The sequence below is a fragment of the Nitrosomonas marina genome (assembly GCF_900111605.1).
Taxonomy (GTDB): domain Bacteria; phylum Pseudomonadota; class Gammaproteobacteria; order Burkholderiales; family Nitrosomonadaceae; genus Nitrosomonas; species Nitrosomonas marina_A.
Genome location: NZ_FOIA01000030.1, coordinates 15,912 through 40,281, shown reverse-complemented (window position 1 = coordinate 40,281; position 24,370 = coordinate 15,912). Strand labels below are relative to the sequence as shown.

20 protein-coding genes and 2 riboswitches are annotated in these 24,370 nt (G+C 43.3%); of the genes, 7 read left to right on the top strand and 13 right to left on the bottom strand.

Translation table 11 applies throughout. From position 1 onward, the window contains the following. Positions 1-425: 425 nt before the first annotated feature. Positions 426-1,904: a DEAD/DEAH box helicase gene (locus tag BMY62_RS12720; RefSeq protein ID WP_090660606.1), complete on the top strand. Its 1,479-nt coding sequence runs from the start codon at positions 426-428 to the stop codon at positions 1,902-1,904. Positions 1,905-1,986: 82 nt separating this feature from the next. On the opposite strand, the gene BMY62_RS12715 is transcribed toward BMY62_RS12720, so the two are convergent. After that, positions 1,987-3,030 carry an NADP(H)-dependent aldo-keto reductase gene (locus tag BMY62_RS12715; protein ID WP_090660624.1) on the bottom strand — a complete coding sequence of 348 codons (1,044 nt, stop codon included), beginning with the start codon at positions 3,028-3,030 and terminating at the stop codon, positions 1,987-1,989. A 233-nt stretch (positions 3,031-3,263) separates the two neighbouring features. On the opposite strand from BMY62_RS12715, the gene BMY62_RS12710 reads away from it, so the two are divergent. After that, positions 3,264-4,775 (top strand): M48 family metalloprotease, encoded by a 1,512-nt coding sequence (locus BMY62_RS12710; protein ID WP_090660603.1) that lies wholly within the window; start codon positions 3,264-3,266, stop codon positions 4,773-4,775. A 71-nt stretch (positions 4,776-4,846) separates the two neighbouring features. Here BMY62_RS12710 and BMY62_RS12705 read toward each other — a convergent pair whose 3' ends face one another. From BMY62_RS12705 to BMY62_RS12660, 10 genes are all read right to left on the bottom strand, one after another. Further along, the gene (locus tag BMY62_RS12705) at positions 4,847-5,641 is read right to left on the bottom strand and encodes a polysaccharide deacetylase family protein (RefSeq protein WP_090634186.1); all 795 of its coding nucleotides are present in this window, start codon (positions 5,639-5,641) and stop codon (positions 4,847-4,849) included. After that, the gene (locus BMY62_RS12700) at positions 5,638-6,573 is read right to left on the bottom strand and encodes a sulfotransferase family protein (protein ID WP_256207607.1); all 936 of its coding nucleotides are present in this window, start codon (positions 6,571-6,573) and stop codon (positions 5,638-5,640) included. Before BMY62_RS12700 ends, BMY62_RS12705 begins: the two co-directional genes overlap by 4 nt. A gap of 106 nt (positions 6,574-6,679) precedes the next feature. Continuing rightward, on the bottom strand, positions 6,680-8,191 hold the full coding sequence (locus tag BMY62_RS12695) for a lipopolysaccharide biosynthesis protein (RefSeq protein ID WP_090634184.1): 1,512 nt from the start codon (positions 8,189-8,191) through the stop codon (positions 6,680-6,682). Between the two features lie 12 nt (positions 8,192-8,203). Further along, positions 8,204-9,688 carry a hypothetical protein gene (locus BMY62_RS12690; RefSeq protein WP_090660600.1) on the bottom strand — a complete coding sequence of 495 codons (1,485 nt, stop codon included), beginning with the start codon at positions 9,686-9,688 and terminating at the stop codon, positions 8,204-8,206. A 32-nt stretch (positions 9,689-9,720) separates the two neighbouring features. Continuing rightward, entirely contained in the window at positions 9,721-10,428 is a 708-nt protein-coding gene (epsI, locus tag BMY62_RS12685) for an exosortase-associated protein EpsI, B-type (RefSeq protein WP_256207606.1), read from the bottom strand. A gap of 5 nt (positions 10,429-10,433) precedes the next feature. Next, positions 10,434-11,324 carry an exosortase B gene (gene xrtB, locus BMY62_RS12680; protein WP_090660597.1) on the bottom strand — a complete coding sequence of 297 codons (891 nt, stop codon included), beginning with the start codon at positions 11,322-11,324 and terminating at the stop codon, positions 10,434-10,436. Between the two features lie 21 nt (positions 11,325-11,345). Next, complete coding sequence (locus tag BMY62_RS12675; protein WP_090660595.1) at positions 11,346-12,257, bottom strand: CpsD/CapB family tyrosine-protein kinase; 912 nt, start codon at positions 12,255-12,257, stop codon at positions 11,346-11,348. Positions 12,258-12,263: 6 nt separating this feature from the next. Beyond that, on the bottom strand, positions 12,264-13,640 hold the full coding sequence (epsF, locus tag BMY62_RS12670; protein ID WP_090660592.1) for a chain length determinant protein EpsF: 1,377 nt from the start codon (positions 13,638-13,640) through the stop codon (positions 12,264-12,266). Between the two features lie 53 nt (positions 13,641-13,693). After that, positions 13,694-14,500, bottom strand: a complete 807-nt coding sequence (epsE, locus tag BMY62_RS12665) for a polysaccharide export protein EpsE (protein WP_090660589.1) — start codon at positions 14,498-14,500, stop codon at positions 13,694-13,696. A gap of 37 nt (positions 14,501-14,537) precedes the next feature. Beyond that, positions 14,538-15,527, bottom strand: a complete 990-nt coding sequence (locus tag BMY62_RS12660) for an EpsD family peptidyl-prolyl cis-trans isomerase (protein ID WP_143058816.1) — start codon at positions 15,525-15,527, stop codon at positions 14,538-14,540. A 471-nt stretch (positions 15,528-15,998) separates the two neighbouring features. Here BMY62_RS12660 and rfbA point away from each other — a divergent pair, with 471 nt between their 5' ends. The 3 genes from rfbA to BMY62_RS12645 all read left to right on the top strand — a co-directional run bounded on the left by rfbA (position 15,999) and on the right by BMY62_RS12645 (position 18,979). After that, a complete protein-coding gene (gene rfbA, locus BMY62_RS12655; protein ID WP_090660620.1) occupies positions 15,999-16,937 on the top strand; it encodes a glucose-1-phosphate thymidylyltransferase RfbA in 939 nt (312 codons plus the stop codon). Positions 16,938-17,070: 133 nt separating this feature from the next. After that, the gene (gene cysC / locus BMY62_RS12650) at positions 17,071-17,988 is read left to right on the top strand and encodes an adenylyl-sulfate kinase (protein ID WP_090660617.1); all 918 of its coding nucleotides are present in this window, start codon (positions 17,071-17,073) and stop codon (positions 17,986-17,988) included. 25 nt (positions 17,989-18,013) lie between these two features. Next, positions 18,014-18,979, top strand: a complete 966-nt coding sequence (locus tag BMY62_RS12645) for a DHH family phosphoesterase (RefSeq protein ID WP_090660585.1) — start codon at positions 18,014-18,016, stop codon at positions 18,977-18,979. 142 nt (positions 18,980-19,121) lie between these two features. Here the strand turns inward: BMY62_RS12645 and BMY62_RS12640 are convergent, their stop codons facing one another. Further along, on the bottom strand, positions 19,122-20,000 hold the full coding sequence (locus BMY62_RS12640; protein ID WP_177170387.1) for a hypothetical protein: 879 nt from the start codon (positions 19,998-20,000) through the stop codon (positions 19,122-19,124). 280 nt (positions 20,001-20,280) lie between these two features. Further along, a riboswitch (cyclic di-GMP riboswitch) is annotated at positions 20,281-20,368 on the bottom strand. Positions 20,369-20,678: 310 nt separating this feature from the next. Between BMY62_RS12640 and BMY62_RS12635 the strand changes: the two genes are divergently transcribed. Next, the gene (locus tag BMY62_RS12635; protein ID WP_090660579.1) at positions 20,679-21,785 is read left to right on the top strand and encodes a DUF1972 domain-containing protein; all 1,107 of its coding nucleotides are present in this window, start codon (positions 20,679-20,681) and stop codon (positions 21,783-21,785) included. Between the two features lie 274 nt (positions 21,786-22,059). On the opposite strand, the gene BMY62_RS12625 is transcribed toward BMY62_RS12635, so the two are convergent. Then, positions 22,060-23,073, bottom strand: a complete 1,014-nt coding sequence (locus BMY62_RS12625) for a TIGR03790 family protein (protein WP_090660573.1) — start codon at positions 23,071-23,073, stop codon at positions 22,060-22,062. A 190-nt stretch (positions 23,074-23,263) separates the two neighbouring features. Further along, positions 23,264-23,347, top strand: a riboswitch (cyclic di-GMP riboswitch). Positions 23,348-23,497: 150 nt separating this feature from the next. On the opposite strand from BMY62_RS12625, the gene BMY62_RS12620 reads away from it, so the two are divergent. Beyond that, complete coding sequence (locus BMY62_RS12620; protein WP_256207608.1) at positions 23,498-24,331, top strand: PEP-CTERM sorting domain-containing protein; 834 nt, start codon at positions 23,498-23,500, stop codon at positions 24,329-24,331. The last annotated feature ends 39 nt before the right edge of the window (positions 24,332-24,370 follow it).

Below are 24,370 nucleotides of genomic sequence, written 5' to 3'. Positions count from 1 at the left end.
AAGCTTGTGCTGAAGGAAGACGGCTGGGATGAATGGGACGAAGATGACGATGACGACTACGATGATGATGACGAGGACGACGACGATTATTAATATGTTTGCACGTTGGAATCAATTGATTAATTAAAACGCCATAACCCGCATAGTGATTATCTATGCGGGTTATCTTTTTTTTAAAGTCAAAATTGACTTTTTAAAAATCGTAACCAGAATTTAGTATTTTCACACTGCCATATCTATCCATTTTCACGTCCCGATCGAGTCCAGAGATTAACGACTCAGTTAAGCTGTATTCCCATTTTTAATGAAATCTATGATTGACAATATATGTATCAAGTCATTATTTTTTCACAGGAAAACAAAACCACTTATATTATGAAAATATAAGAGTAGTAATAAAAGGCAAATGTTTAGGAGTTTAATAAATGCTATTTGAAGAGCTTGGTTTGTCAGCCAACATTCTGCGGGCTGTTTCTGAGGAAGGTTATAAATCCCCAACACCCATACAGGAAAAAGCGATACCGACAATTCTAGAAGGCAAGGATGTGATGGGCGGTGCGCAAACCGGTACAGGTAAAACCGCTGGCTTTACATTACCAATGCTGCAACGACTTGAAGTTTATGCAAACAGCAGTGCATCACCTGCCAGGCACTCACTGCGCGCTCTAGTTCTGGCGCCAACCAGGGAACTGGCCATACAGGTTTTTGAGAGTATTCAGAACTATAGCAAATATACAGGTTTGAGATCTGCGCTCGTCTATGGCGGCGTAAATATTGATTCACAAATCAATATTATTAGAAACGGCATAGAGCTACTCGTTGCAACACCCGGTCGCTTACTGGATCATATCCAGCAAAAAAATTTGGTGCTTTCAAAAGTTGAAATTTTAATATTGGATGAAGCTGATCGAATGCTTGATATGGGTTTTTTGCCTGATATAAAAAAAATAGTGGATTACTTGCCACCGAAACGTCAGAACCTTATGTTTTCAGCTACATTTTCTAATGAGATAAAGAGTCTTGCTAACCAAATATTAAATAATCCGGTACTAATTGAAGTAGCCAAAAGAAATTCAATCAATGATTTGATAACACATGTTGTTTATTCAACGCAAACTGTTTCAAAGCCAAAGTTGTTGATGCACTTGATAAATGAAAAAAAGCTAAGCCAGGTTTTGATATTTAATCGCACCAAAACCGGAGCGGATCGTTTAAAAAGATTTTTGGATAAAGAGGGTGTTTCTGCGGCGGTTATTCATGGTAATAAAAATCAACTGCAACGGACACAAGCCTATAATGATTTCAAACAGGGTACTATACAGGTTTTGGTCGCTACCGATGTGGCAGCAAGAGGATTGGATATTGAAGAATTGTTATGCGTTGTTAATTTCGAATTACCCAATAATCCCGAAGACTATATTCACAGAGTAGGTCGTACTGGCAGGGCAGGCGCGAAAGGCTATGCCATATCATTTGTTAGCCCAGAGGAAAAAAAATTATTGGCAGGTATCGAAAAGTTATTACAAAAAAGAATAAAGATTGAAAAATTACCGGAGCTTGAAGAGAAACCCGGTAAAGGCACTAAAGTTAAAGAAAAATCAACATTATCTGGTAAGCGCGATAATAAAACAAAACACAGTCCTACTGAAAAAAGTAATGTACGTGACTCAGTCGAAAATCGTGCTGAAGTAATATATTTCAATGGCGAACAGGTATCGCATCATAATGCTTCAAAAATCTCTGTAAACGATGATCCGCTGTTTACACAACCGTATAATTCAAATCCAGATAAAACGAAATTACATTCCGATTCGGACGAGCGTAACTTGACGTCAAAACATAAAAAAAGAAAATTCTTAACAAAACCGATCCCCGCTTTGTTCGTTCCACCGGTAAACAAATAGTAAGTCTTAAAATACTGCATTTGATTAAGCGGTTTGCCTTAACGCAGTTGCTTTTTATTTTGTTTGAAGCTTTTGAATATCCTCAAGGACTGGGATTGGGATGAGACTGATGAACTTCTTCAATTTCTTCGAGCACATCTTTCGATAAATTCATGTGGACGCTATTGATGTTCGATTTTAGCTGTTCCATGGTCGTAGCGCCGATAATCGTACTGGTAAGAAAAAGCCGGCTGTTTACATACGCAAGGGACATTTGCGCGGGATCCAATCGATATTTTTTTGCAATTGAGACGTAACTTTCAATTGCACGTATAGCGTTTTGACTGCTGTATCGCGTATAGTTCGGAAATAAATCGAGTCTTGATCCTGATGGTCTTCGATTGTTCAAGTACTTACCAGATAAAGCGCCGAACCCCAGTGGGGAATAAGACAATAATCCAACTTTTTCACGCCAGGATACTTCGGCCATACCTATTTCATAACTGCGATTCAGTAAATTGTAAGGGTTCTGAACACTGACAATACGCGGTAAGTTATGCTGCCGTGCTAGCTCAAGAAACTTCATCACCCCCCAGGGTGTTTCGTTTGATAAGCCGATATAACGGATTTTTCCGGTACGCACTGCTTCATCCATTACTTGCAGTGTTTCAACAAACGATGTGTATTGATTATCGTCTTCTGGCACAAAACCAAGTTGACCGAAAAAATTGGTTTTACGCTCCGGCCAGTGTAATTGATACAGATCTATATAATCCGTCTGCAGACGTTTCAGACTGGCGTCCAGCGCGGATTGAATATTTTTCCGATTGTATGTGGTTCGTCCGCTTCGAATATACGGTATCCAATCAGAACCGGGGCCAGCTATCTTTGTTGCCAGGACAATTTTATCGCGTTGGCCGCGCGCATTGAACCATTCACCGATGATGGTTTCTGTATGGCCATATGTTTCAGCTTTTGGCGGTATTGAATACAGTTCAGCGGTGTCAAAAAAATTGACGCCTTCTGTCAGCGCATAGTCCATCTGTTCAAAAGCTTCTTTCCGGGTATTTTGCTGACCCCAGGTCATCGTTCCCAAGCAAATAACACTGACTTGTGTTTCGGTATTGCCCAGATTTCTGTATTGCATGATTTCAATTAATTTTTCATAAAATTTACAATGTGAATGTTTTGGCAAGTGCTGAGTAATGTGCCCGTAATGAAATAACACTCTTCTTTCAATTGATGATCGCAGAATTAATCGACGCATGTCAAACCACAATATTGCATCAGGCTTTTAGAGAGATATAGCCGTTTCCAAAACATTATTCAAAATAGACGTAAAGTCATTGAACTTAAAATAGAAACAGTTATCATACCGACATGAAAATTTGCTTTCTCATTATCATATTGCTGCTGTTGCCTCCAATACAGACAGTAGCACATGAACTACCAGATCTGGGCGATGTTTCGCAGGCAACAATTACGCCACGTGAAGAACGACAGATCGGATTGCAGATTATGCGGCAAATTCGAGCTGACCCCAGTTATCTGGACGATCCTGAGATTTCAGCTTATCTTAATAACCTTGGACACAAATTGATCGCAAGCTCAAACGAAATACGACCAGGTCAGTCCTTTGAATTTTTTGCATTACAGGATTCCACCATAAACGCGTTTGCATTACCAGGTGGTTTTATGGGTTTTAACAGTGGTCTGATTATTGCTGCTCAAAGTGAGTCTGAGCTTGCAGGTGTTATGGCCCATGAAATTGCTCATGTCACACAAAAGCATCTTGCGCGTATGATTGCCGGTCAGAAATATAACATGATTACATCAATAGCAGCGCTTGCCGTCGCCATTCTGGCGTCACGTTCAAATCCACAAGCAGGTCAAGCAATCATCGCAGCATCTCAGGCTGGCGCCATACAGTCACAGCTTAACTTTACACGAAAGCATGAGAAAGAAGCAGATCGCGTCGGCCTGAACATACTGCTGGATGCAGGGTTCGATCCACAAGGCATGTCAGCTTTTTTTGAGCGATTGCAAAAAGCTGGACGTTTTTATGAAAATGGTGCGCCTTCCTATATGCGTACACATCCATTAACATACGAACGTATAGCTGATATTCAAAACCGTACGCATGAACTTGGATACCGCCAGGTTCCTGATAGTTCGGATTTTCTACTGGTGCGTGCGAAGCTGCGCGCCTTGCACGGAAAATCTACTGATGCAGTCAGTCAATTTAAAGCCCGTCTTGAAGATAAGCGGTATATTAATGAAGCAGTTGAACGGTATGGTTATATTTATGCATTATTGCGTGATAAACAATATCAGGAGGCTGATTCGCAGTTGGCACGGCTTTATACGCTCATACAAACTGATAATAAACCGGATATGGTCCTTAAAGACCACAGGCTTGGAAAAGCGATTCAAGTAGAGCAAAAAGGATTGCAAGCCGGCGCTATGGTCGAGACACTGGCCGCAGAAGTAAAACTGGCGAATGGGCAGATAGAAGACGCATTTCGAATATATCGCACCGCGTTGAAAATTTATCCGCAACATAAGGCGCTTATTCAGGGATATGCTAATACACTGCTGCAAAACAGTCAGACCGATGCCGCGCTAGAACTGATTAATCGTGAATTGCAGTTTAATCCCAGCGATATTCCATTATACCGATTACAAGCTCGTGCATACGCACAACAGGACAAGTTAATGTTGAAACATCGTGCACTGGCAGAAGTCTATTTCTTGCAAGGCTACCATGATGCAGCCATCGAGCAACTCAGAATTGCACTAAAGCATGATAATGGAGATTTTTATCAGTTATCAAGTGTCGAGGCACGCCTACGGCAGCTACAGAAATTTATTGAAGAAGAAAACGAAGAATGATTCATCAGATTACGGCAAATTACATCCTGATGGACTCGGACGAATAACTACCACGATACGTCAAAGATACTTTAATAGAATCTTTTAGGTGGAATAACCTTCATTTTTTCCAGAAAACCACGCGCTAGTTGGCGTGCTTCAGCAACAGGCGGCATCGTGTTGGTTGCAAAGCGCAACTTCAGACGAAATTGCGCGGAATTATCTTGTCCTTTTATCTCGGATCGACGCAAAAGAAAAGGATCGGTATCCAGTCTGTTTGGCCAGGGCATTGTCGAACACGCGCCAGTATAATTCGCATTCATGACAATTTCACGTACAGCAGGATTCCAGCTCCCGAATGGATATGCAAAGTGTGGTACTTCGCAAGCAAGTATATCTTCCAGCATACATTTACTCTTCAGTATTTCATCTATGGTGACTTGTGTTGCTGTCTTGCCCAAAGCAAGGTGATGGACAGTATGACTGCCAATATCCACACCGGCTTTTTTCAAGGCTTTTATTTGGTTGACAGTTAGCATGCGTCTTCGGGAAAAACCGTAGTTTCTGCTAAAGTCATTGTATCCACCAATATAACTTGTCACGACAAATACCGAAGCCGTATATCCAAATTCTTCCAATACAGGCAAGGCATTTTCATAGTTACAAGCAAGGCCATCATCGAATGTGATAACGACTGCTTTGCTTAAGTGTTGGTCTTTATTTTTTATAGCTTCTAGCAACGTCTTCATTGATATGACACGGTATCCCGCTTCATGAATAATCTGCATATCATTTCGAAAATTTTCTGGAGAACGGCAAAAACGTCGCTCCTCGGGTGTTACCGGCGTATCTATCATGTGATACATCAAGACTGTTACGCGCATCATTCAAGTTTTTTCTTCAAATCGTCATTTAATGAACGCCAGGTCGGCCAGGGAATATCAGTGCGATTCAGTTGCCGTGACAATTCGAACATGTCATCAGCCAGTAATGATTGCAAATATTCTCGTGTAGATGGCTGTATTGCAGGAATAATATCGCGCAGATCGACTTCATTATACTGACGAAGTCTGCGTAACCATTTGTTTTTCTTTACACTTTCTATGATGCTGCCAGCACCTAAAGCACGCCCTAACTGCCCTGTATATCTGGCAAAGCGCTCAAAACCTTGATGCCTGGAAATCTGGCTTTTATTGATCTTCTCTTTTAAGAATTTTGAATGATGAGAGTCATCTAGTCCGAGGAATCGATAAAGTTTGCGTGACTGCTCAAGAGGCGTATCGCGTATCTCTTCCTGAAATAACACCAGTAGCTGGCTGGCAGGAAAAATCTCCAGCCAGCGTTTCAAATGCAAAGAGTAACGCGATTGCAACAAATACATCGGATTATTTTTTAGCCCGGTTTCAAAAGTGAGGTTACGTCCGGTTATATGCTGTAGACGAACCTCATGCAGGTGATTTGAATAAGCTCGATCAATCGGGTCGCGCAGGGAGAGAATGATGCGCATGCCAGGATTGTAACTGAATACACGTTCAGGCGAATCACTGTCCGTGAAGTATGAAGTCGAAAACTCACCAATCGCGACTTTACCACTTTCTTGCAGCTGTTTTTCGTACCATTGGTAACCGCGATCGTAAAAAAAGGAAAAAAAATCTATTTGTTTCCCCGAATAAATTGTTACCTCAGGATGATCGGATAACACGCGATGTATCCATGTTGAGGCGCATTTCTGTGCACCAATACCAATAAAATTAACTTTCACTGTAAGCAAGTCAGTTTTCGAAATAATTCCGTAATCGATAATTGATGTATCCAACACCTCAGCCAGATTCGTTCATTAAAAACGAATAGTTGATTGGTGATCGGAGCGACAACTGTAAATCCAGATTCCTGTTTGTGTGATGTCACGCTATTTTGTCAGGTCTTTACCAGATAAATATTTTTTTATTCATAAAAGTATTTAGTCTTTTCCTTTCTTCAGCTTTAAAAGGTTTGATTAAATAAGCCGACAACAAGAAACATACAATTACAGCAACCATCATTAACAACATACTGATTTCACTGTGTAGCCATTCAAAGGTAAATTGCACAATAATCAATACACAGAATGAAGATAGTATTAGCCTGAAGAAACCGGCCGTATCCGGACGGTATGCCGTGTTGTGCACCAGATAAAAAATAATAGTAAGATTATAGAATGCCTGACCGGCAATAATCGCAATGATCGGTCCCCATAATCCTTTATCCATTTCCAGAAATAAATAGGCCATTGGCAATGATAATGCACCGAAAAAACCGCCCCATACAACAATTCTGTATTTATCAATGGCTACCAGAACGGTTGTCAAGATACGGTGCTGACTAAGTGGAATCATGGCCAGCATTAAACCTAAAAAATAATTACCTGATAACAGAAACTTGCCATCACTTAGCAAATTGAGGAACTCATCGCCACTCAACCAGATAAAAACGATGGCCGGCATTAAAATAAACAAACTCAATTTACCTGCCAGGTTCGCATTATGCGTTAATTCCCTGATGTCTCCAGAGCTAATGTAGCTTGCGACCAGTTTTGGCTGGATCAAGTTGAATAACAATGTTGCTGGTAAATAATTTGCAATCTGAGCATATATTTTACATAAAAATCCGAACAATGCGGTCGCCTCGATACCCAGGTAGCGCTGAGACAAAAAGATGAAGATTTGCGGGCTGTATAGTAATGTTATTAGATTATTAAAATACATATTACAAGCAAGGGACCACATTTTTCGCCATTCGGGAATGTTCCAATCGTTCGGGTCAATCTTCTCGCGATAGCGCTTTAAATGCCAGACCAGTCCGTATGCAACTAGCCATAAGCTTAATATAGATGAAACAATTTCGGCATAGACCACATGGAGTAAATCGATATTATTTTGAAACGCAAAAAAACCAATTATGAGCAGAAAGCTGATATTGCGTACTACCAGGCTGATTTGTGCTATTTTTTGTTGCATCAAAGGAGCCAGGATATTTTCCCGAATACGCCTGCTCAAGCCTTCGAGAATCAATACAACCAAAAACAATTTAGTTACTTCTGCATATTGAACCAATTCAAGGGGAAGGAAATACGGAACAGCAAAGCAGGTGAACAAACTGCCTAAAATGAGAAATAATCCAAGCAGCGCTACAATTTGCCATATAAATCGAGTGATTTGTGTGCGACGGGCATTCAACCGGAATTCAGGCAAATAACGTGCCAATAACCAGGGCAGGCCAAATGAAAAGATCGCCAGCGCCATTTCCATGCCGGCTACGAGCAGAACATACATCCCATATTCTTTCGTGGTAAGTATTCTAACCAGCAGCAATAAAGTGGCGAAAGTAAGAAATGCCGATACTGCTTTACCTGCCAGGAAATGCAACGCGCTGTATTTCAGTTCAGATGCAGTGTACATTTCTGAATCATGTTAAACGTTATCGCTCGCGGTTTGTAGATGCTGTCGATACAACCAGGCCAGGTAACCTAACAGAAGGGTAAATACAATCTGAAAACTCAATAATTCCAGAATACCGATCCGGTAAAACAGATAAAAGGCAAAGAGTGTTAGCGCTGCCTGTATGGCCTTCGCATCTGCGCGGACAATTGCGGAGGATGACTCCCTTATTAATCGACTGGCGCAACGCCAGGCTGATATCAGTATTGCCAAGAATAAAAGGAAACCAGCTAACCCCAGATCCCAGAGCAGGGTCGGAACAGCAGTCAGGTCTATGCCATATCCAGGGTAATGTACAGCTATATGTCCCTGTGTGGCACTGTGGGATGCACCCAGGCCGTTTCCAAAAATAAATGCTATCGGATTACCGACTTGCTGTTTCTGTGCCCAGAAAGTAATAGCAGTTGTACGGTTCAGATAATAACCCCCATAACCTTTGTCCAGAAAATTATATTCAATCGTGTCAGAAATGAGTGCTTCTCGGTTTTTCTCGGGCATCACGCTCAAATATGTATATCCAGCCGCGATTGTTATCAACATGATCATCGTGAAACTCAGCAGCCAGTAACGAAACTGGCTCATTATTTTATGCCGGTAAAGCACCATGAACATGAGTGGAAGCATAAACAATACCGCCTTCGTTTCACCCAGGAACAAGGGGGCCATGCTGATAAACAACAGTAAGATAAAATATTTGTTTGGCAGAATTTTTTCCATTCGCCGTGCTAATACAAAACCCAGGATAATAATCAGAAAAGTTGCCATTTCGGCACTTGCTCCACCTCCGGTAATACTTGAACCGAATGTGCCAGCAACAACATCAATCGGCACCATATTTGGATAAGCACTTTTTATGCTCTCTCGAAAGGGTACCCAGGTTATTAACTGATAAATTGCCAGCGGCAGTTGCATGGCAGTGATGCAGAGCATATAAACACGCCAGCGCTGGATTTTTTGTTCGTCCAGAGACAGCCAGCACAACGCAAAGATGAATCCCCACATCTGAAAGTAACGTTTAACGCCACCAAAAAACTCGCCAGACGAATGCCAGTTTGTCAGTGAAACAGTAATGGCATAAATAAAAAACAGTAACGCGATCCAGATAAATGCGGGTGTTTCCTTCTGAATACTCGGAGTTGAAAGTATCTTGAAAAACCCGACACACATCAGGAAAAAACCAAGTATTGAAACGCCCCACGCACTTCTGGCAGCAAAACCTTCATGAATGAAGAGTGGTAGTATGCCGATTGTCAATAACCCAAGCGTCAGTATTATCCAGATGATCCAGTCAGGTTTGGCCAATAATGCAAAACCGAGTATCAGTGCTACTGCAAAACTAATTAGCAGGGGATTTGCAGTGACAGCCATCAACCCGAAAAACAGCGCAAACGGAATACTGAGTATTAATATGATAAATGTTGGATTCGCGCGGTTGGCTACAGGAAAGAGGTGATTCATTTTGGGCTGGAATCCCTAATTGTATATTTCAGTTACAGATCAGCGAAACCAGTTAGCCTGCTGCGCATGCCAGCATCCAAGGATACCAGCATGTCCTGTAAAAAAATTTCCTGTATTTGGTAGGCCTGTTCAATATTTGTACCAAGTGTCGATACGCGCACCAGCATACCGTCTGGGACATTTCCGGACAAACCATAGCGGACTTGCTGTAATTTTTGGTTTATACCGGACAAAACTGCTTTATCACCGATAGTTACCCAATAAGTAATTGGTTCGCTACGATTGCCGCGTATTGCCAGCAAACGCCTGCCTGGCAAATTGCCGTACTGTGTGTTTATTTCTCCGGCAATATTTTGTTTAATTTCGAAGCCCTGTGCCAAATAGCAGACTTCCGGTTTGTGTAGCGACAATTGATCACTTTGATCGCCGCCATATGCGACGGCCAGCATGACACGCATGCCTTGAGAATTGATATACGTTCTTGCCAGTGTTTGATTGTACAGCTTATCCAGCTGCGCCTGAGTTTTGGGGTCGACCTGTAATGGGATGATGGATGTATCAATTTTCCAGTCATTGAAAGATACTGGAATCAACGCTTCCAGATCAATTGTACCTCTCAGGTCTGCAATTTTGACAGTGGGTGTTATCACCATTGTCAAAGCAGCAGTGGATATCATCAGCAAACATAGAACCAGGCTAGTCAATATCGGGTTTTTCATAAGAATTAGCGAATGTTTCATTTTATTCATGCAGTAGTTACGGCTGAATTCGTCCATCGCCGTTTTGTTAAAAAGTGCAAAAATGAATCTACGCTCAATATCAGAATAAGTGCGCTGATAAACAACACCATGCCAGCGAATCCATGCAGAAATCCCTGGCCGGCAGCATCCCCGTAATGATATGTAATCAATGTAAGTGCGATAACGCGAATAACATTTGCCACAAATGAAATAGGAATAATCAGAATGACCAACGTAACATTACGCAATGCTGAAGAATGTTGGACCAGATTTAAATAAAACAATCCCAGCGCTTCCAGTGTCAGAAGTGTCTGCAGGCCAGCACATGCATCAGCTACGAGCAACTGGTATTGACCGATTTGAAGTATGACGCCATTTCGGGCGATTGGATATTCTGCCCAAAACAAAACATGCTCCGCAACATAGGATACAGCCATTTTCATTGGCATCGTCAACATGCTGACAACCGGGCCAGGCAGCGGAATCATAAACAGCATAAAGAATAGCGGAAACCACAGCACTTTAAGGGCTGCAGTACCACGTGAAATTAATAGAACTGCTGTCAGGGCCAAAATAAACGACCCGATTTCAAATACAAGGATTTGCTGTGAACGCCCGATGGCATATAACCCCAAAGCCACGATCAATAAAAGCCAGCCGCTTGCGGCAGGGGGGCTGTATTCGCTGCGCCTTATCATTTGGGGCCATTTTCGATAAATGAGCCATATGGAAAGTACTAATATGATTGGACCATGCATTTGCTCGTCTTCTGTCCACAATCCGTTGGCTAGATCATAAAAAGTAGGCAAATACAATACAATCAAACCAATCAGGATGGGCAGCCAGAAGAAAAACCCTGTATTCCGGATATGCCGGTCTGTGACGGATAAAATCATGATGATCGAATATGTTTTTTGTTAACAGTCAATAAGAATTGACCCTATGATCGTGATACCGTTGTCTGCCATTTGTTTATTAACGGCGCTTACATCGGCCAGGCGGGATCGGTGCTTGTGTACCAGCAGTAAAGCAAAATCACAATAATGACTAATCATCAGGGCATCAATGGTTTCCTGAATATCGGGCGTATCGTATAGCACGACATCAAATTGGCTAGTCAGCATCTCGTGGATAGCTTTAAACTGGGCCAAACCAAGTAATTCCGATGAATTCATTTGCGAAGTTCCGGATGGCAACAGCGTTAGGTTCGGTAATGAATCCAGGGTTACCAGTACATCAGCTGCATTAGCGTGGTCGGTCAGCAGATCAGCTAAACCCCGATTGTCAGTCAGGCCAAATAGCTGATGCTGAACAGGATTTTTGAAATTTGCGTCAATAAGCAACGTCCGTTTGCCTAATTGGGAATACATGGCCGCAAGACTTGCAACAAAATGACTTGTTCCAGCGTTTTTTCGAATCCCGACTATGGCTAATGCATTCTGGCTGGATGGAAATCCTCGCAAAATCAACTGGGTTCGTACTGAGCGAATCGATTCCGCCAGAGTGCTGTCTGGTTGATTTAGTATGGGCAGGTTTACCGCAATGCTTTGATGTTTTGTACGCAGGCGCGAGTCGTCAAGTTGGCAAGCTAATGCATGCTGAATGTCATTATCTGAAATCAATTCCAGCTGCCTGGCAGCAACCCCGAACTGGACCTGTTTCTTTTTTTGCAGTTGCAGTATATTTCCAATATCGTCTAAAGTTAACTTGCCCATTTCCAGAAGAATCTGGCCGATACGCCGTATTTGACGTGGGGTAGAGCTGGTCAGGGAAGAAGAAGCATCTTGCGGTTTAACAAATTCGACTGCAGGTAATATAGACGGATTCATATCGCATTAATATTCCGTTACTTTGTGGGTAGGTTTCAAGAAAGTCCAGTGAAAACGTCCGGTTGTCTCAGAACGCAGATCGATATGACCCAGTATGGGGGCCTGCAGAACATCGATCAGATCTTCCGTTGACCGGATTCGCCGGTCAGCCATCTCCGCTAATAAACCGAAGACAACGCCGAGCAGACTGCCAAGAAAGACCGATACTATTAAATTGAGTTGCAGGTTTGGGCTATCATGACTGGTCGGAACAGTCGCAGGGTCAAGAATGGAAACACTTGAAAGATCAGAGCGACCCTCCAGACTTGTTCTATTCAAATGTTGCAATGCACTGTCATAAGCATGTTGTGCGCCCTCGGCTTCCCTTATTAGCAACTTGAGTTCATTTCGGGCCTGCTGCAATGCCAGCACCTTGGTTTTCTGACTATCAAGCGCATCCCGTATTTCCGCTTCCCGGCTGATGGCTTTCTGCGTTGTGATTTTTGTATGTTTAGCCAGTTCGGCCCGTATTTTTGCGACCTGCGCCTTGACTCCCTCATACTCGGGATGGTTCTTACCCAGCCTTTGTTGGGTATCTGCCAATTTTGCTTCTGCCTGAACGAGATTGACCTTAAGCCCGTTTATCAAAGTGTTGTTAACAAGACTGTGTCCTCCATCTGTATTTGAATCGCTTCGCTCCCCGCCGGAACCCATGACATCACTTTGCGCCAAGGTTAATTTACTGGAAAGCTCGTTTAACCGGCGCGTTTCGACATCAAGGCGGTTATCTACATCAACTATCCCTTCCTCCTGCTGAAATCGAGATACTTTTTTTTGCGCCAGTTGCAGTTTTTCGCGCAAGACATGTAATTGATTTGATAAATACACCGATGCCTGCTGCGAGGGTTCTACAGACAAACGAATGTTTATCTCCTGATATGCACGTGCAAAAGCATTTGCTACGGCGGCGACAAATTCTCGATCAGAACCTTTAAAGCTGATACTGATGACGTTGCTTTCACGAGATGGCTCAACATGTAAATTCTTTACCAGCATGGAGGCCAGCCAGTGACGAATACTCCCTTCTCCATCCGCTTCTTCGAATCGCTGTCTGATGGCTGTATGCTGGTCCAGCTTGAGCCGGTCCACTACCATCAATGCGGTTCTGCTGCTGGTGATAATATCCAGTTGCGTAGCCATAAAACCATGCATCAATTGAATGGGTATAGTATGGCCTGTTACAGGGTCGACACCTTTACTCGTAAGCATAACGGTCGTGGTGGCCTTGTATGATTTTGGAAGGAGTATACTGATACAAAATGTTGTAAGTACAGTGACTAGCAATACAAACAGCACGATTTTATGACGTGCTTGCAGAATACGGATTAGCTGCAAAAAATTCATGTGTGATACTCGACAAGGTCCACAGATTGATACTCACGTACACAAACTGTCATCTAAAACAAACTTTCCTGAATATAAACAACATCATCAGGCTGCACCAAATCATCCGGTTTTACCTTGATTACTTGCAGTATACCGTCAGCATCGCGACGTTGAATCCTAACACCGCGTTCTGTACCTCGTTGATTAAGTCCGCCACCGGTTGACAGCGCCTGAACAACAGTCGTGTTGGGCTCCAGCCGGTAGAAACCCGGGCGCTGCACCTCACCATAAATATAAAAGCGCGGGGCAATAGCGACATAGATAAGATCACCACCGTGGATGATTGGATTCAAGTTCATATTGCCCGACTGAAAGATGGAAAGCAGGTTTATTTCCTTTTTGACGAATTGTCCATTTTCAGCACGAATTAATGTTACTGTATTCCCGCCATCCGGGCTGATTCCACCTGCCATGGCGAGCACATCCGTCAAACTTCTCTGGCCTTCTATGGTATAACGCCCCTGGTTACGGACATGACCGAGTACTGAAATCTGCTGGTTATACAGGGTTGTGGTCAGAATTGTAACCTGTGGTTTTTTCAGAAAACCTTGATGCTCAAGCAGGTCGGCAATCATTTTTTCGGCGGCACTCGGTGACAGGCCCCCGATGGTTATTTCCCCTATTAGAGGAAATGTTATATTTCCTGACTCGTTCACTTTGGTTTCAAGTGTTAGATCAGGATTACCATACACAATGATTTTTAAAACATCTCCCGAACTGAACTGGCTCGTATTAATATTTTTTGGATCAGCATGACTAAGACCGGTCAACAGTCCATACAGCAGCAAAGCCAGACTCCAATAAAATACTTTTACCATTTCCGCTATCGACTCAGTTGCAGTTTCATTCAGAAGATCACTTCAGGCCACTAATGCCGCGTTCAATTGATTCATTTTGTAACAATGTATCATCCAGAAGTTTGTCGTCTTCTTCAGAGTCCAACAGGGGGGACAGGGACTGGACTGTCGTATTGGCTTCAGCTTCGGTTTCACTGCTTGTATCTTGCCGTGCATGCAGGTAATCGATCTCAGCATCTGCGCGCAATTGCGTAATGGCAGCCTGTGCTGCTTCGCGACGTTTCTGATTCAGTAAATACAGAAAAATTTGTGATCTTGCATCCTCGATTGATACCGGGCTATTCTCTACATTATCAACAAATACCAACAGATTGGTTGTGTTTTCACTGACAAGAAACATCTCTCCTTGCTTGGTTTCCCGAAGCCGGGCAATCATTTGAGGTGGCATATCCATCGTGGTACGCGTCATTTTATCCCGTAAATATGAAATCTGATTTTTATCCAGTAATTGAGTGGCCTCGCTGATTGATTGTGCTGAATTAATGGCTGAATTCAGTTCGTCATTCAGATTGTTAACCGGATAACGTAAAAATGTCAGATGATATTTGTTACGGTTTTCAAAGAGTTCTGGATGTTCGTTGTGATACTGGCTGATTTCAGCGTCTGTTGGTTCGTCTACATGATTCAAAGTCGTTTGCATGTAGGATTGGGCGATAATTTGCATTTTGGCGCGTTCGATAGCACGCATAACATTCGGCGCACGATCTAGTTGATTGCGCTTGGCTTCAGCTACCATTAGCTGGCGATCAATCATTGATTCAAGTAACTGTTGCTTTGCTTGATCTATCTGGTCAGGCTGGACCTTGGCTCGGTTCAATTCATCATTCAGCTGAATGACAGTTATTTCTTCACCATCTACACGAACCAAGGCCTGGCCGGGTTCATCACTGGCTGGCTGGCTGTCGCACGCCGATAAAAACAAGATGCAGCCAAGTAATTGCGTATAGACCATGAACACTTTGAGGTCATGAAAATATCTTTTATTCATATTAATAATCTGTTTATCATGGTACACACACAAATTAATTCTGGCCCTGACCCAAATGCAACCGGTTAAAATAAACGGTACACCATAGTGGTGCAGCACCAGCTGAAATTTTCATCTGCTTTTGAAAGATTGTATTGCATAATCTTTGCATATTTTCTGTATATTCCTATTTTACAGGTAGTTGATATACTGCTTGTTACACCTTAATCGCACTAACAACTGTTCGTTATAACAACATTCATCGAGCTTACCACCACGGAAATAATGTGCTTGATTACTACCATTTATCAAATGGCAAGCAGTATTATGACCTGATGATCTTTGTAAGTGTATTATTATCTTTGCTTACAGCGGGTATTTCAATGCGACAATATGTCGCAACCCATCCCTAATTTTTATTGTTACATTTAATAGCTGGTTATTGTCATATCAAATTAGAAACAGATTTATACAGCAAATAAAGTGGTTGAAATGAAACAATCGACACATGCGCAACCTCAAGTGCAGCCGAACGAGTCGCTACCGTGTCAGCGACGGCGAAAAGGAATTGTACTGGCGGGCGGTTCGGGCACACGACTCTATCCAGTAACCCAGGTAACCTCGAAGCAATTGTTACCGGTTTTTGACAAACCTATGGTGTATTACCCGCTCAGCACCCTGATGCTTGCGGGTATCCGCGACTTGCTGGTGATATCAACTCCAATGGACATATCGCATTACGAGCGATTACTGGGTGACGGGCACCAGTGGGGGCTAAACATCAATTATGCAATCCAGCCAAAACCGGGCGGTTTGGCTGAAGCTTTTTTAATCGGTGAGCCGTATATCGGTAATGACTATTCGGCATTAGTGCTGGGTGATAATATTTTCTACGGACACGACTTGCATCATTTACTTCTCAACGCCATGAATCGCCCGTCTGGCGCAAGCATATTTGCGTATCATGTGCACGACCCGGAGCGGTACGGTGTTGTTGAATTTGATATGGAAGGCCGGGCAATCAACCTGGAAGAGAAACCGAAGAATCCAAAATCGAATTATGCGGTAACCGGTTTGTATTTTTATGATCATCAGGTCATTGATTTTGCCAAAAATATCCGCCCATCCCGTCGCGGCGAACTGGAAATTACCGATGTTAACCGGATATACTTGGAACAGACAGAATTGCATGTTGAAATGATGGGGCGTGGCTATGCCTGGCTAGATACTGGAACACATGAATCACTACTGGAGGCAAGTCATTTTGTCGCCACTATTGAACACCGACAAGGACTTAAAATCGCGTGCCCTGAAGAAATTGCGTATAAACATGGCTGGATAGACGCAACGCAGCTTGAAACACTGGCAATGCGACTGGCTGGCAATGGATATGGACGATACCTGCTGCAGGTATTGAAGCGAAAAATCTGAATCCGGCTAAAATTGCATTTTGAAAATCAACGACTCAATTGGTGGTGTTTATGTCTGCACAGCATGTGGTCGACAGGCCTTTTATTGGCGGGAACAGTGTGAATATTGCCAGTCCTGTCGTACGCTGGTTGATATGAAAGTCACATACAATTCGGATACAGCCAATCAATTTGAAGCCGAGCTCGTCTGGAGCGGCAGGCACCCACTTGTGCCAGGCCGTCAATATCGAATCAATATGACCAGTAAAGAAACTGCTGCCACAATAACATCGATCAAATACCGAATTGATGTAGCTACTGGAGCACGTCTGGCAGCCCGATCATTAAATATTAACGAAACTGGCCGCGTCAATTTATATACAGAAGAGGCACTAAAACTAGAACATCAGGATAACAGCAATAAACTAATTTTTTTGTTAAGTGATCGGCTGACAGGTGAACAAGTTGCTACCGGAACAATCGATTTTGCTTTACGCCGTGCTGCAAATCTGCAGTGGCAGGAGTTAACAATTGATAAAGCTGCACGGTCTGCCCAGAAGCGACAAACGCCAAAGTGTATCTGGCTAACCGGTTTGTCCGGCTCAGGTAAATCGACTATCGCCAATTTACTGGAAAAACATCTGCATCAGGAAAACAAACACACATACCTGCTTGACGGCGATAATGTCCGGCATGGTCTATGCCGCGACCTGGGTTTTACCGAGGCCGATCGTGTCGAGAACATCCGCCGTGTCTCTGAAGTTGCCAGGCTCATGGTTGATGCAGGGTTGATTGTGCTGGTCAGCTTTATTTCTCCGTTTCGCAGTGAACGGCGTATGGCAAGGGATCTGTTTGCAGTGGAGGAGTTTATCGAGGTATTTATTGATACCACGCTTGAAGAGTGCGAACGCCGTGACGTAAAAGGCTTGTATGCCAAGGCACGTAGTGGTGTGTTAAAAAATTTTACCGGAATTGACAGTCCCTATGAACCGCCTGAATCACCGGAAGTTCATATTCAGACGTCTTTATTGCCGCCGCAGGTTGCTGTTGAAATGATACTGAGAAAATTGTAAAAATGTGTGTCTGCACAAATCAGAAATGAATTATATCGATGTCTTTAACGGCGATGCCGACGGTATTTGTGCATTGATACAACTGCGCAAAGCCAATCCACAAAAATCACAACTGGTTACCGGTGTAAAACGGGATATCGAACTGCTCAAACATATTGATGGAACACCGGGAGATCATATCAGCGTGCTGGATATTTCCTTTGACAGAAACCGGGCAGATGTGAAGCGGTTGTTAAATCAGGAGGTATCCATTGAATACTTTGATCATCATTACTGTGGCCCCCTTGTGCACCACCCCAGGTTGAGTACTGTTATCAACGATCAATCAGCGGATATCTGTACAGGACTGATTATTGATCAGCATATTGGCGGCCTGTTTCGAGGATGGGCACTGGTTGCCGCGTTTGGTGACAACATGAATGCAGCGGGCATGAAGCTTGGGCAGGCATCCGGTTTCGGTCAGGATTCGCTGGTGTCGCTTCAGCGACTCGGTATGTATATCAACTACAACAGCTATGGCAACAGTCTGTCGGATCTGTTCTATCATCCGGCCAGGTTGTATCAATACTTGCAGCAGTATGTCTCCCCATTTGATTTTTTACATGAAGACACTGAAATTTTCGAAACGTTAGACACCGGTTATAAAGAAGACATTGCAAAAGCCAAAGCCAGCCCATTGCTACACCAGTCAGCAGATTCGGCAGTGATATTGTTTCGCAACGAAAAATGGGCCCGCCGGATCAATGGAGTTTTTATCAATGATCTGGTCGGTCAATATCCTGACCGCGCGCATGCTGTAATCACTGTAAATACCGATTCCATTTGCTCTGTTAATATACGCACACCTCTTAACAGGAAAACAAAGCCTGCTGATCAACTGGCTCGAAAATTCGAATCAGGCGGTGGTCGAAAAAGCGCTGCAGGCATTAATGCTTTACATATTGACCAGATAGATCATTTTGTTGATTCTTTTAAGAAATATTTTTCTTAAAAGAATCAATTCGGAAATACGCCGACTAATCTATATTCATCCGTCTAATGCGTTTGCTGCTTTCATATTGATAGATGAATAATCGCGTTCAAACATGATTACGACCGGTTGAACGCGATTTTTATAAATGGCGTTTGAAATATTACAATGTGTCCAGATCCAGCTCCGACTCTATCAAAGGCGGATTGGCTTCAAATTCGGTGACAGGAATAATCTTGAATGAATCTGACAATACTGAACCGTTGTTTTTAATGGGACCAGGAGGGCTGATTGTTGCTACATGATGAACCCTGGGATCTCTTTTTACGAGACCGAACCTTGATGCTGCAACGGCGGGAATCCAATAGTGTGGCGCGGTAAAATCTCTAACCCGCAAATTCATGTCCGGATAATAGTCGGCACCGATACTAACCAGTAATTGCGCTTCAACACGATCGTCGGGCTTGTCCGGATCATCAAGAACCAACTCTGTCGTTAATTGCGCGTAGACGGCTTTGACATCCGGTCCGTAAATTTCATATTTGTGTATGCCACCGTGAATTGGATTTAATCCCTTATTGAGTTTAAAGGATATTTTACCGTCAGGTTCAATTCTTTTGTTTACCTTCTGGCTAGCAGTTTTCGATGAAATATACGATTGATGAAACTGCCAGGTAGGGTCGGTATCATCAGTATTGACAAGCTCCCAAGTATTGGAACTGCGTTTTAGAATATACAGCTTTATCTCGGATATTTTAACGCGCACATTGCTCGCATTATGCATTGTTCCAGGATAAATAATAAACCATGGTGTTATGGCATGCCAGTATGCTGAGGATTTGTAATATTTGTCATTAGGTTGCCACCAGGAAGGTGTCGCATCACCTCTGGGCGCACCTCCCATTGTAATATTGGCTCTTTTTGCCCAACCTGCATTTGCTGGTGCATCTAGCAATTCAGCCTCATTTAACAGCATATCAGCTTTGATATCGTCGATAATATTTGAAAAAGCGTGACTGCTGACGAAGAATATTGTACACAATGCAATTATCATTGATCCATTTATGCAAAAATTTCTGCACAGGCTATTTTTTATGTACATTGATTTTCTGGAGCCAAATGAAAACAGACATTTGGCGGGCGGTTTGTAATTAATGGCCATGCTGAGTCCTCCTCTGTAGATGGAAGACTGGAAGATGTTTCTTTACATATCAGTTATGAATTGATAAAGATTAACAAGTATTGCCTTATGCATGAAATCAAAGGCAATTTCAATGATCAATTCTTAACCTGGCCAGTGAAACTGTGACATGTGTAAATATCTTTGCAGTGCAGCCATCTTTGGTTATTTTTACCTTTAGATCGTTCACTTTGCGCCCCAATCTTTCGACTGGTTTGCCTTTAAAAGCTATTTCACTTCCTCAGCCGTTTTAACTGCCGCTGAGTTATGTCATATAATCAAAATGATTAATCTGAACTTTATAAGTGTTTGTGAATGGTTTTCACGACAATTTTGTAGATTTCTTTAATCAAAAAAGGTTTCGGTCCAGTGATTCAGTTTTCTTTTGCTGAAATACTCAGGGCAGGGTTATAAAACAGCGTTCAATTTGGGTAAATGAAAATATTACGCTCCGTTTGTTATATAAAATAACTATGCTATCGCTTTTAAAAGCTCTTAATTGTGTGTAAAAACCAGACCAACTGACCACCACTTGGCATTATGAAAACCAGGAAATCCATAAGAATCCTTGGAACACGAGGAATACCGGCACAACATGGCGGTTTTGAAACATTTGCAGAACATTTGGCACTGTACCTAACCCGGAAGGGCTGGTCTGTAACGGTTTATTGCCAGGAGAAAGGAGACGGGGCAGTATACGAGGATCAATGGCAGGATATAAAACTGGTTCATTTTCCAATTAACTACAAAGGTGCGTTTGGCACCATTTCCTTCGATTGGAAAACTACGCTGCACGCGGCGCGCTATCAGGACGGAATACTGACACTGGGTTACAACACTGCTATTTTTGGGCTTATCTACAAGATATTGGGTTTGAAAAATATTATTAATATGGATGGTCTTGAATGGCAGCGAAAAAAATGGTCTTTTCCAGCCAGGTTGTGGCTGTATCTAAATGAACGAGCAGGCTGCTGGATTGGTGATCACTTGATAGCCGATCACCCCGAAATACAGAAACACCTGGCAACCCGTGTCCATTCTGACAAAATAACGATGATTCCCTATGGCGCGCCGGATGTTAACAGCGCTAGCCAGGAGTTGCTGGCAACATTAAAATTGTATCCACAGCAATATGCAATTGTTATTGCCCGCCCTGAACCAGAAAATTCGATTCTTGAAATAGTGACATCTTTTTCCAAACGATCTCGGGGTATGAAACTGATTGTGCTCGGTAATTTCAATAAGGCAAATTCAAAATACCGGAACAAAGTATTCGCCGCTGCCAGCAGCGAAGTTCAATTTCCAGGTGCAATTTATGACCAGCAGATGGTGAAGGCGCTTCGATTCTATGCATATCTGTATATACACGGTCATCAGGTCGGTGGCACAAACCCGTCTCTGGTTGAAGCCCTGGGAGCCGGGATGCCGATACTCGCACATGACAACCGCTATAACCGCTGGGTGGCCGGAGAAGACAATTACTATTTTTCGAACACGCATGAGTGCGCACAGTCCCTGGATTTTATACTGGAAAATAAAGAATTATTGCAAATCTTGCGGCAAAAAAACCGTATACGGCACCAGACCTGCTTTACCTGGGAAAGTATTCTTGCCCGGTACGAGCAACTATTGTGCGAGCATTTTTAGTACTCTATCAATATGATATTGCCGGGTTCAGTGAGCTTGTCACTGTTCATGGCAAGGCGTGTCTTGCAGGAAATAGTTGTTCTATTACCAAAAGACACAACGCAGTCCATGGACGCTGACAAGCTCATCCACAGGGCGTTACCGTAATGTCCTGCAGCCGTGTTACAGTACTTGAAAAGGGAACAACCCTTTCCCACGTACTGTGCCTGCTCCATAACACCACGGTAACGCTGTACCTGGCAATATCATATTGATAGAGTACTTGAATACAGCTTCATTTGTTTCGATTGCGTCTGTCGTAGTAAGGAGCCGCCATCGGTTCACCGACAAACAAACCCTGTCCCGGCCAGGCTACGCTTTTCCAATATACTTCTATCAGTGATTCGCCTCGCGTATAACGATCAATAACAATCCCGGGATGAGGAAACTTCTGGGGAAAGGCGCAAGGTTCTGTCACCGTGCCGTAGCTGGCCGTCACTCCTGAATCGAGCCATTTCAGCAGGCTCATCTGCTGATCGCCAAACAACACGCCGCCGGAAGAAGTCAAATGGTCCGCTACCGCTCCCGGCAAATAGTGATTGGTTTCCAGTCCATCCACAGTGGCTTTACCGGTGAAATAAAAAAGCACATCCTGTTTTTGGCTTAGCGAATCAGCTTTAACAATCTTGATCTTGATACGACTGGAGAATTCGGATTTGACCTTTTCATAAACATATGCTCGCACGTTTCTCGCCGTATCTGTAGTACTCACAAGATAAGCCGTACCTTTTGGAAAGGTACCATCAGAATTTACGCCGTTATCAATCATTGCCTTTATCTGCACCATGCTGCTGCCTGCCAGCATCATGGTCGGACGTATATTGAAGTGGTCGAAAGGATGCGGGGAGTTCGAGTTGAAATACACACTGGACTCGGTCTGAGTGCAGCCATGTGCACAGTATTTGCGATCAAATCCGAATGTCATTGCGCTGGTAATTGACATACAGGCAACTCTGAAAGGTTTTGACCATGCAAGCACATAAAACTGAACATGATCAGGCGTTTGCCTGTAAATTTTTTCTCTTAAAGCATTGAACAAATGACTACCCATTGAACCCGTAACCGGGAAATCAACCTGTATGATATTTTCACCGGGGATGGCGCGTTTTTGCTGATAATAATCAGCGATTTCCAGGCTTGTTTTATCATTCTTGTTGACAATAACCGCTATTTGTTCCGGCAGAATGGAAGCAGAGGCGCAACCTGCAAAAAAAATGCTCCATACAACGCAGTGAAAATAACAACGCATATCAGGGTTCAGGATAAATATGAAAGGACTTTACGTATGCGCATCTTAGCACGCCGAAACCCGAGTGCTATTATCGAAAAAATCAAGAATCGTCAGAATCATCGTGACTACAGGCATTTACAACAAGACAGCCAACCCAGTGCGGCAATTTGTCACATTGTTTTCAATGTTATTTTCAGGATAATTAAGTAAAAAGAAATACCACCCTCGCTGTAAGGCGGGTCCGGAAAGCCGACGGGTCTCATAGTTGTATCGAGATGGCCGGGTTGCCTCCCAGGAATGATGGGGAGTCGCTGAAAGATTTGATGGCAAACATGCTTTTTCTACAATTCAGAGCATCATTCATAGCCCAGTGTCTTGTCTCTACGGACAAATGGCACTGACTGATTCAAAAATTATCAACCACAAGGAGAGTAAATTGTTAGTGAGAAATCATGTTCAATCAACTTCACTCGCTGTCCAGGCTTCACTGATCGCAGTAGTCGCATTATTCAGCACCGGTGTCGACGCGGCCGGTGCGGTTGGACCAAAACCTTGGACAACAACAAATTCACTGGATAGCGGCTCTACATCTATTATCGCCTCTGAAGCTGCTTCAAAAAACAGTTTCACGACCAATCCTGCACTGAATAATTCTGCCTGGGCACACACAGGCGACTGGTTTACCTTTCAGAATCTTCTGAATGGTGCTGATGTCAGTGTAACCGTGAACGGTGATGCGAATTTTGTTCCTGGGCTTTCGGTCTGGGCAACAGGAGCGTCAGAATTTGATGGGGGAACGGCAGGTTTTCTGAGCGAGACCAGTACGGCCGGTTTTGGAACGCCGCACTCATTCAATGTTACCGGTGCGATGGGTGATACCGGTACGTTATGGATGGCTGACGGTCAGGGTGGTAACGCACTTGAAACGCTTGGCTATGCGGTCGCCAATCCAGCGGTTAACTATACCGCCGGCACCGGGTGGGGTGAAACAATTCAATCCGGCGCGCATGACGTCAGCCTGACCAATACGTTTGAAGCGGGTATTACAGGCAGCACCAGTGCACATTCTGCAACGCTTGAATTTAATGATCTGGCAGCTGGCTGGTATACCGTGTATGTCGGCGGTACCGATGGGGCTACGGCTGGCGGTGGATATGATCTCGTTGTAAGCGCTGTACCGGAAGCGGAAACATGGGCAATGCTGTTGGCAGGCCTGGGACTGATCGGATGGCGTTTGAGAAGCCAGCCTCGAGAAGAAAATATGATTCCGGCTTAGCTCGATTATTGGCTGTAACTAAGAAAGGACGTTTAGTAC